This is a genomic window from Paracoccus binzhouensis (assembly GCF_016446475.1).
Classification (GTDB): Bacteria; Pseudomonadota; Alphaproteobacteria; order Rhodobacterales; family Rhodobacteraceae; genus Paracoccus; species Paracoccus binzhouensis.
Genome location: NZ_JAEHFP010000161.1, coordinates 1 through 7,754 on the forward strand (window position 1 = coordinate 1; position 7,754 = coordinate 7,754).

The window sequence follows — 7,754 nt, forward strand, 5'->3', positions numbered from 1 at the left end:
TGGCCCTTCAACCGGGCAGGGTCAGGCGAGAGGATCATTCGCAAATCTACCCCGAATATTCGGAAAGTTCAAAAAACCTGACAGTGCCGCCCTGCCCGCGTGCGTGCAGAAGCGGGTTGCTTTCCACGATCGGCAGCGGATCCGGGGTCGACCAGGCCGAGGGCGTGATCCAGTCGCGCAGCAGCGCGCGGAGGGGCGGCCGGTCGCCGCCGCCCAGGCGGGGCCGAGCCTGTTTCCGGCTCTGATCGCTGGCTTCCGCCTCCTGCGCAAGATCCCTGGCCGTCAGCGCCTTGGGCTGCGGCGGGATGGGCTGCGGCCGGGAAGCCATGGCGCGCACCCGCTTGAGCGTCTGGCCGATGTCCGAGGCCTGCAGCGCCGCCGGTCCGGCCAGGAAATCTGTCAGGGCGGCGTTGAACATCTTCTGGCGGTCCAGCTGCAGGCTCAGCATCAGGTAGCCTGCGATGCGCACCAGCTGCTTGAGCGACAGACTCAAATGATCCGCGTTGCGGGCCCGCAGGATCAGGTCGTTTCGGATGTCATAGTAGTAATAGGCTGGCGCGCCCTCTTCGCCATGGGCCACCACCAGATTCGGGGGCACGATGGTCGCCATGCCTTGGCGCCGGCTTTCATAGCCGAACATGATATCGTCGCGCTTGATGAACTGCTTTTCCGGCATCGCCGGGGGCGGCCCGTCCAGATCCACCATCAGGCTCCACCAGCCGCTGAAATCAGCCTCATAGAAGCCATAGACACGGTGGCGGTCCCAGCCCTGTAGATCGGTGAAGGGGTTGATCAAGTCGATCCCGAAGGTGTGGGAGGCTGAAACGTTGGCCCCCTGCTCCTTCACGATCCGTCCGGCTGTGTTCAGGATTTCGGCCATGGTGCCCACGTGCATGCCACGGGCGAAGCAAGACATGGCATAAAGCCGGTCGATGAAATCAGGCAGGATCGCGATATCGTCGTCCATGATGACGAAATGGCGGTATCCCTTTTTTTTGAAATGGGCATGTCCCGCCAGAAAGCCGCCAGTACCGCCAACGTTGGGCAGCGGCTTGACCTCTGCCACGTCGGGGGCTTCGGGCAGCGGATCGCCATTATTGACCACTAGGATGTCCAGCATCCCCGCCCCATAGGCCGCGCTTTCGGCCAGGGTCGCAAGGTTGGGCAGCAGATAGGCGGCCTTATTGTAGGTGGTGATTGACACCCCCAAGGGCTGCAACTTGGCCGGTTTCGGCGCGCTCCAGGCGAGAAGGTCGACCGACAGATCACCCTCCCAGCTCAGTTCGAAATATAAGCGATACGGCTTGTGGCTCAGGGCGACGGGCAGGGCGAGATCCGCCGCGCCTGCCCCAGCCTCTTCATGCAGTAGCACTGGAGCCAGGTTCCCTGTACGGGTCAGGATACGCAGTCGCCAGCTCGGAGCCGAGAAGCGCGCTAGGCCGGTGACCTGCTTAAGGCCGCAGATGCGGTAATAATGCTCCACCGGCAGGGCGTTCAGCACGGAATCGTAGCTGCGGATCTGCGTATGCCCCGAGGTGACGAAATGCGGCGCAGCCCGGTTAAGATAGGCACAGTTGACCTTGTCGGGATTGCCAAAGCGATCGTCCTCGATGCAGCGCATCAGGATCAGGTGGTCCGTGTTCCCAACCTTGGTCGTCAGGGCCGTAGCGCTGTTTTGAGACCGGATCATGCGCTGGCCGCCTCGCCCGTGCCAACCTTGTTCAGATACTTTCGCCCGACGTCCAGCGCCTCGCGAATGGTCACATCCATGTCGAGATAGCGATAGGTCCCCAGCCGGCCCACGAAGGTGACGTTCCCGACCTTTTCGACCAGCGCCTCGTACTCGGCCAGCAGGGCTTTCTCCTTCACCTGGCGGATCGGGTAGTAGGGGATGTCGTCCGGCCCGCAGGCGCGCGAGAATTCGCGGTAGCACACCGATCCCTCATGCTCTTCCCAGGGGGCGAAATGCTTGTGCTCGGTGATGCGGGTAAAGGGCACGTCTTCCTCGCCGTAGTTCATCACGGCGCAACCCTGGTAATCGCCCTCGTAGGTGAAGCGTTCGAAATCCAGCGTGCGATAGCCAAGCCGCCCCAGCTCATAGTCGAAGAACCCGTCCAGCGGGCCGGAATAGAACACGTGGTCATAGTCATCCGCCTGGGCGCGGGTGAAGGCGGTGTTCAGATGCACGGTGATCGCGGGATGATCCAGGATCCGCTCGACCATGGCGGTATAGCCGTTCTCGGGCATGCCCTGGAAGCGGTGGAAGAAGTAGTTGTCGTCGTAGTTGAACCGCACCGGCAGACGCTTGAGGATCGAGGCGGGCAGATCGCGCGGGCTCATGCCCCACTGCTTGATCGTGTAGCCCTTGAAGAAGGCCTCGTAGAGATCGGGGCCGACGAAGCGCAGCGCCTGCTCCTCGAAGGTCTGGGGGTCGGTGAGCGAGGTATCGGCCTGCTCCTCGATAAAGGCGCGTGCCTCGTCCGGGCGCATGGTCTTGCCGTAGAACTGGTTGATCGTGTGCAGGTTCACCGGCAGCGAGAACACCTGACCCTTCGAGGTCGTCTTGACCCGGTTCTTGTAGGGCAGGAAGGTCTCGTACCGGTTGACGTAGTCCCAGACCTCTTCGTCGTCGGTGTGAAAGATGTGGGGGCCGTAGACATGCACCATCACGCCCGTGTCCGCGTCGCGCACCGTATGGCAGTTGCCGGCCACATGGTCCCGGGCCTCCATGATCGTGATGCGGTGGCCCGCTTCGGCCAATGTGCGCCCGATGACCGCACAGGACAGTCCTGCGCCGACAAGAAGAATATGCATGCAGAAAGACCTTAGATACCTATCATTTGCTGCCAGAAACCTCTCCAGAGGAACTAGATGAGGATCGCGGGGATGACCCCGGGGGGGCACCTACCACGGAATGACATCTTCTGGATGTCATATCCAAAATCAGGGGACAAGGTGCAAGCAGCGCAACCGGCGAATTTCCGGACGAAGCCGCGATGTCACGGGCAGATTTTGCACTCCGGTCTGCGGGGCCCGGCCTTGTTGCGCAAATGCGGCGGGGGATTCACTGCGCGAATCCAGCATGATAGCTGGCGGCCATGAGCAGACCGGCGAAGACCCCGTACAAGACCACCAACTGGCATAGCTACAATCAAGCGCTGAGGCAGCGCGGATCGCTGACCGTCTGGTTCGATCCCTCGATGCAATGGGAAGCGGCGCCTTCCGGGCGTCGCGGCCGCCAGCAGGCATACAGCGATGCGGCGATCCAGGCCTGTCTTACCATCAAGGTCTTGCTCGGCCTGCCACTCCGGCAAACGACTGGTTTCGTGGCGAGCCTACTGGAGCTGTCCGGACTCGGATGGGCCGTGCCGGACTTCAGCCCCCTGTCCCGGCGGCAGAAGACCTTGGAAGCCGGACACGGCAGGAGCTCGCGCACGCAACGAGATCCTGCGAGCATCGAAGCACCTGGGCCGGGCACTCTGGCGGAACTGGAGCGGGTATCGGCGCACGGGCTTTGCTGGGTAGCTTGCCAAACGTGGAATGGCTGCTCGGGGACCGGGGCTATGACGCCGACTGGTTCAGAGACGCGTTGAAAGACAAAGGGATACGCGCCTGCATCCCCGGCCGAAAGCAGCGCAAGACGCCCGTGAAATACGACAAGCGACGCTACAAACGGCGCAATCGCATCGAGATCATGTTCGGCAGGCTCAAGGATTGGCGACGTGTGGCGACCCGATACGACAGATGGCCGCTCGACATGGCTGAGAACATGGGCAGTGCAGGTCGCGCGCCGTCGTGGCGCGAAACGGGCCATGGTCGCCCTTGCCCGGCGCATCAGCGTGATCCTGCACCGAATATGGACTGACGGCACAATCTTCCGATCCGAGATTGAGGTTCCGCATGCAGCCTGATCGGCCAAGCACTCCACCGTTGCCTGCCTGACCGCAGGCCTTCGAGGTCCCCATGGGACGCGGTTCCGATGATGCCGTGGTCAGGACTGTTGCCGAACCACATCGAGCACGCCAATGAGATGGGCACATCGGACCTGCATTGAACCAGCATCATGTTGGCGGCCTGCGCGCCGACCACGGACCGAAGCATGCACCCAGGTGATCTCAGACGAAGGTGGCTGTGCCAGACGTGCGACGATCAGACCAAACTTGAAACCGCAGCTCTGCGGACAACGGCGCATGCGTGAAACCGCTTGACTGAGACGACCCCGTTACCGAAGACGACCCCGTTACCGAAGTCCTGAGCCTAGGTGTTCAGTCCCGGCATTTGGTGGATCGGGTTCAGGATGAATCTGTCTGGCTCTGATGTCCAGATCTTGCAGATGTATTCGTAGGGCGTGAGACCGCCGAGGGTCTTGAGCCTTCGAGCGAAGTTGTAGGCTGCCATGAAGTCTGCGAGGTGCGTTCGCAGCTGGTCGTGGGTTTCGTAATGGAAGCGTTTGACGGTGGCATCCTTGATTGTCCTGTTCATCCGTTCGACCTGGCCGTTGGTCCAAGGGTGGTTGGGCTTTGTCAGACGGTGCTCGATACCATTGGCCTCGCAGATCATGTCGAAGCGCATCGGCCGGGAGGTGATCGTGTTCCTGTTTCGCGGCTGCTCTGCGAACTGGATCCCGTTGTCCGTGAGAATGGTATGGACCGAGTAGGGCACGGCTTCGAGCATATGCTGAAGGAACTCCCAGGCTGTCTTCCTGTCGGCCTTGTCGACGAGTTGGGTCACGGCGAACTTGCTCGTCCGGTCGATGCCGACGAACAAATATAGTTTGCCTTCAGCTGTTTGCACCTCGGCGATGTCGATGTGAAAGAAGCCGATCGGGTAGCGTTTGAACTTCGACCGCTTCGGCTTGTCACCTTCCATATCAGGCAAGCGCGAGATGCCATGCCGTTGCAGGCACCGATGCAGCGCAGATCGCGTCAGGTGGGGTATCGAAGGCTGCAGGGCGTAAAGGCAATCGTCCAAGGGCAGAAGTGTATGCCGTCTGAACGCCACGATCGCCGCCTCTTCGGCCTCTGACAGAACCGTCGAACGAGGCTCTGTCGGCCCGGTCTTCAAGTCTTCGACCGTCGCGCGCTTGCGCCACTTCGCAACGGTCTTGGGGTTGATGCCCAACTCCCGGCTCAGCTGCGCGAGCGAAGCCTGCGATCGCTGTATTGCTGCTCGGACAGCGTGCGTGGTCGTGGCGCTTCCGTGACGAACTTGTCCCATAGGGCATCCTTCCATTCCAAAGAAAGGATCGCACCATCAAACCGTGGGATCAAACACCTAACAGGCTGCTGAAAAGTCCCGGCTCGCCGGATCAGGTATCTGAGCACCCAATTCTGGGGCGCTCTCGTCGCGCTGGAAAATTTCGTTCGATCCGATTTTCGGTGAACGCGAAGAAAAACACCCTGTCGCGGTCTTTTTTAGCAGCCTGCTAATGCCTTGTTAGGATAACAGAATATTATTCTGGAACCCAGTCGTTAGCGTCTTTGTCAAACTTCAAAGTGATCATTTTTCCTCCTCCCTCGGGGATTATCTCCACTACCACCCGCCCTGCCTCAGGCAGATTTACCTTTAGTTTGGCGTCATCAAGGTCTGCACACCGAACGATGTCTCCGTTTTCGAAGATCAGCTGAATCAGGTCGGCCATTGGCACAACCCCTTTCTCATTTGAAGCTACAAACAAAATGCCCCGCAAAGCCGCCGGTCACTTCCTGCCGGTGTTAGTGCGCTCGATCTCGGCCAGCATGGCGCGGCGCAGGATCGTGTTCATTCGGGTCTGGTAGCCTTTCCCCTGTGATTTGAGCCATGCCAGCACATCGGAATCTACCCGGACCGTGGTTGCGGTCTTGGTGGGCTTGTAGAACGGGCTGCGAACCGCGCTTTTCCAGAAGGCATCGTCCAGCGGGGGAATGTCGCTGGTGTCGATCTGGTCCTCCGGCATTGCCGCCAGCGCCTCGATTTCGGCCTTCTGCGCATCGGTCAGGGGCGGCAGGTTGCGCAGATCGACCTCATAGCGAACGGTTTTGCTCATAGCGTTTCCTTTCTTTCGGATCGGCCCGACGCGCCGAGATGATGCGGATCACTTCCACGCCGTCCTCGTCGTCCCAGACGGTGTGTGCCACCAGCAGCAACAGATAGCCTTCCACGAGACCTAGCGTTTGCCAGCGGTATTCCCCGCCCTCGATGCGGTCCTGCTCGACCAGAGCGAATGGGTCTGCGAAGGCGCGGGCGGCAACCGGGAAACTCACGCGGTGCTTTCGGAGGTTGCTGTCAGCCTTCTCCGGGTCCCATTCGAATCTTAGCTTCATCCGATAATGTTACTACTTTTTTGTAATAACGCAACATGCTGCCACCCACCGCACCGGTCGCTCGATCCTTGGCGTCTCGCTCCCTCTACGGCTACAGTCAGCGCCTTGGCTTCAGCTTGAACGCGCCAGCAGCCCGCGGCCTCTCCGGCGCTCCTAGGGCCTCTGTGGGCCTCTCCGGCGCTGCCAGTTCCGCGAAGATCCTCTCGTTGGTGGCACGCTGAAGCCGTGCCAGCCCAACCATGACGTGGCGAACGTCATCAGCTAGCCGCTCAACCGCATCGGCAAGAGACCGGACGCGGGACAGGGCTGCCTGTGTTTCCTTGTCCAGGCGCAGGGTTCCTCGCTTTGCCGCCGCGTTCAGGGCAGCCGCGATCTGGTTCAGGTTTCTGCCGATCGGCAGGAGCTGCTGCGTCAGGTCGTGGATCGCTTGCGACGTTTCCTCGGGCTGAACGTAAACATCCACGGCCCGCAACAGCACCCGCCGCGCGGTCTCGGCCCGTGAAAGCCCGTGCTTCTTCGCCAGTTCATCGAGGGCCGCAAAGTCAGCCTTGTTGAGCCGAACCGTCAGGACCGCAGAGCGGTAATACAGTTCGGCTTCCGCCAGCCGCAGCTTGTAATTGTAGACCGTGCGACGGCTCACACCGAACTCTTTTGCCAGTGCGGAAGCGCTGTCGCCGGCCTTCAGACGATCCTTCAGCTTCGCTCGCTGTCGTGCGTCCAACCGCAGAAATCTTCTCTTTGGCATGGTGTGAAGTATCCGAATTTGAATAGCGTAAAGTATTCATATTACATTTCCTGCCATTTACACCATGTCTCTTCCTTGAACTTCACAATATGGCGCATCTGGGCATGTGCAGAGGCCGACAATGGCGGCGCGATCCCCTGTCTTGCCATCCTCTCCGCCGAGAGGATGGGCGATGCGACAGCCGCAGAGGGAGCGAGACCACAGGTATCGAGCGACCGGCGTGGCGGGTGGGAAAGCACCCCTCGTCTCCCCAGCATGATCCGACCTCACAACCGGCACTACGGCGGAAATCTGGGCTGTCCGGTCCCGGATTCTGCCCCAAATCTCATCGAAAAAATGGGCGCAGCCCTTCTTGTTCTAATAGTTCTATAAGTTCAGTGAAAAATAACCGTTTAATCTCAATGCCTTACACGCCTATCGGCCACGTTTCGGGCCGCAAAAGCCACGTTTCGGGCCGCAAAAGCCACGTTTCGGGCGGAAATTACCCGTTGACAGGCCACGCATTGGGTTGAAATTTGTGGCCTATGGGAAAGACACTCGACGTTGCCCGCGACCGGGCCTTTGACCAGACTGCGACCGTGCTGCCCGCCGAGGTGGCGCGGGGGGTCTACATGCGCAACGGCATTGTCAGGTTGTTTTCACTGACTGGCCAGAAACTTCGCTGATTGTCTCATGCGGCAAGTTGGGCGGTCATTTCAGCCCACAGG

The 7,754-nt window shown here is 60.4% G+C and carries 7 protein-coding genes and 3 pseudogenes; 3 read left to right on the forward strand and 7 right to left on the reverse strand.

Annotation, left to right across the window (positions count from 1 at the left end):
• Positions 1-46 precede the first annotated feature (46 nt).
• Both I9P22_RS22295 and glf read right to left on the reverse strand, forming a co-directional pair.
• On the reverse strand, positions 47-1,690 hold the full coding sequence (locus I9P22_RS22295; RefSeq protein ID WP_199262224.1) for a glycosyltransferase family 2 protein: 1,644 nt from the start codon (positions 1,688-1,690) through the stop codon (positions 47-49).
• Positions 1,687-2,814 (reverse strand): UDP-galactopyranose mutase, encoded by a 1,128-nt coding sequence (gene glf, locus I9P22_RS22300; protein ID WP_199262226.1) that lies wholly within the window; start codon positions 2,812-2,814, stop codon positions 1,687-1,689. The genes I9P22_RS22295 and glf overlap by 4 nt, the downstream gene beginning before the upstream one ends.
• Before the next feature lie 284 nt (positions 2,815-3,098).
• Between glf and I9P22_RS22305 the strand changes: the two are divergent.
• The 3 pseudogenes from I9P22_RS22305 to I9P22_RS24700 all read left to right on the forward strand — a co-directional run.
• A pseudogene (locus tag I9P22_RS22305) lies at positions 3,099-3,407 on the forward strand (transposase); the annotation flags it as partial.
• 95 nt (positions 3,408-3,502) lie between these two features.
• A pseudogene (locus I9P22_RS24695) lies at positions 3,503-3,751 on the forward strand (transposase); the annotation flags it as partial.
• A 10-nt stretch (positions 3,752-3,761) separates the two neighbouring features.
• Positions 3,762-3,911 (forward strand): annotated as a pseudogene (locus I9P22_RS24700) (IS110 family transposase); the annotation flags it as partial.
• Positions 3,912-4,257: 346 nt separating this feature from the next.
• Here the strand turns inward: I9P22_RS24700 and I9P22_RS22315 are convergent.
• From I9P22_RS22315 to I9P22_RS22335, 5 genes are all read right to left on the reverse strand, one after another.
• Positions 4,258-5,217, reverse strand: coding sequence for an IS481 family transposase (locus I9P22_RS22315; protein WP_199262231.1), 960 nt, complete (start codon positions 5,215-5,217; stop codon positions 4,258-4,260).
• A gap of 235 nt (positions 5,218-5,452) precedes the next feature.
• Positions 5,453-5,641 (reverse strand): hypothetical protein, encoded by a 189-nt coding sequence (locus I9P22_RS22320; protein ID WP_199262233.1) that lies wholly within the window; start codon positions 5,639-5,641, stop codon positions 5,453-5,455.
• 57 nt (positions 5,642-5,698) lie between these two features.
• On the reverse strand, positions 5,699-6,025 hold the full coding sequence (locus I9P22_RS22325; RefSeq protein ID WP_199262235.1) for a BrnA antitoxin family protein: 327 nt from the start codon (positions 6,023-6,025) through the stop codon (positions 5,699-5,701).
• Positions 6,003-6,302: a BrnT family toxin gene (locus I9P22_RS22330; RefSeq protein ID WP_199262237.1), complete on the reverse strand. Its 300-nt coding sequence runs from the start codon at positions 6,300-6,302 to the stop codon at positions 6,003-6,005. The genes I9P22_RS22325 and I9P22_RS22330 overlap by 23 nt, the downstream gene beginning before the upstream one ends.
• Positions 6,303-6,399: 97 nt before the next feature.
• A complete protein-coding gene (locus tag I9P22_RS22335) occupies positions 6,400-7,023 on the reverse strand; it encodes a plasmid mobilization protein (protein ID WP_199262239.1) in 624 nt (207 codons plus the stop codon).
• Positions 7,024-7,754: the final 731 nt, after the last annotated feature.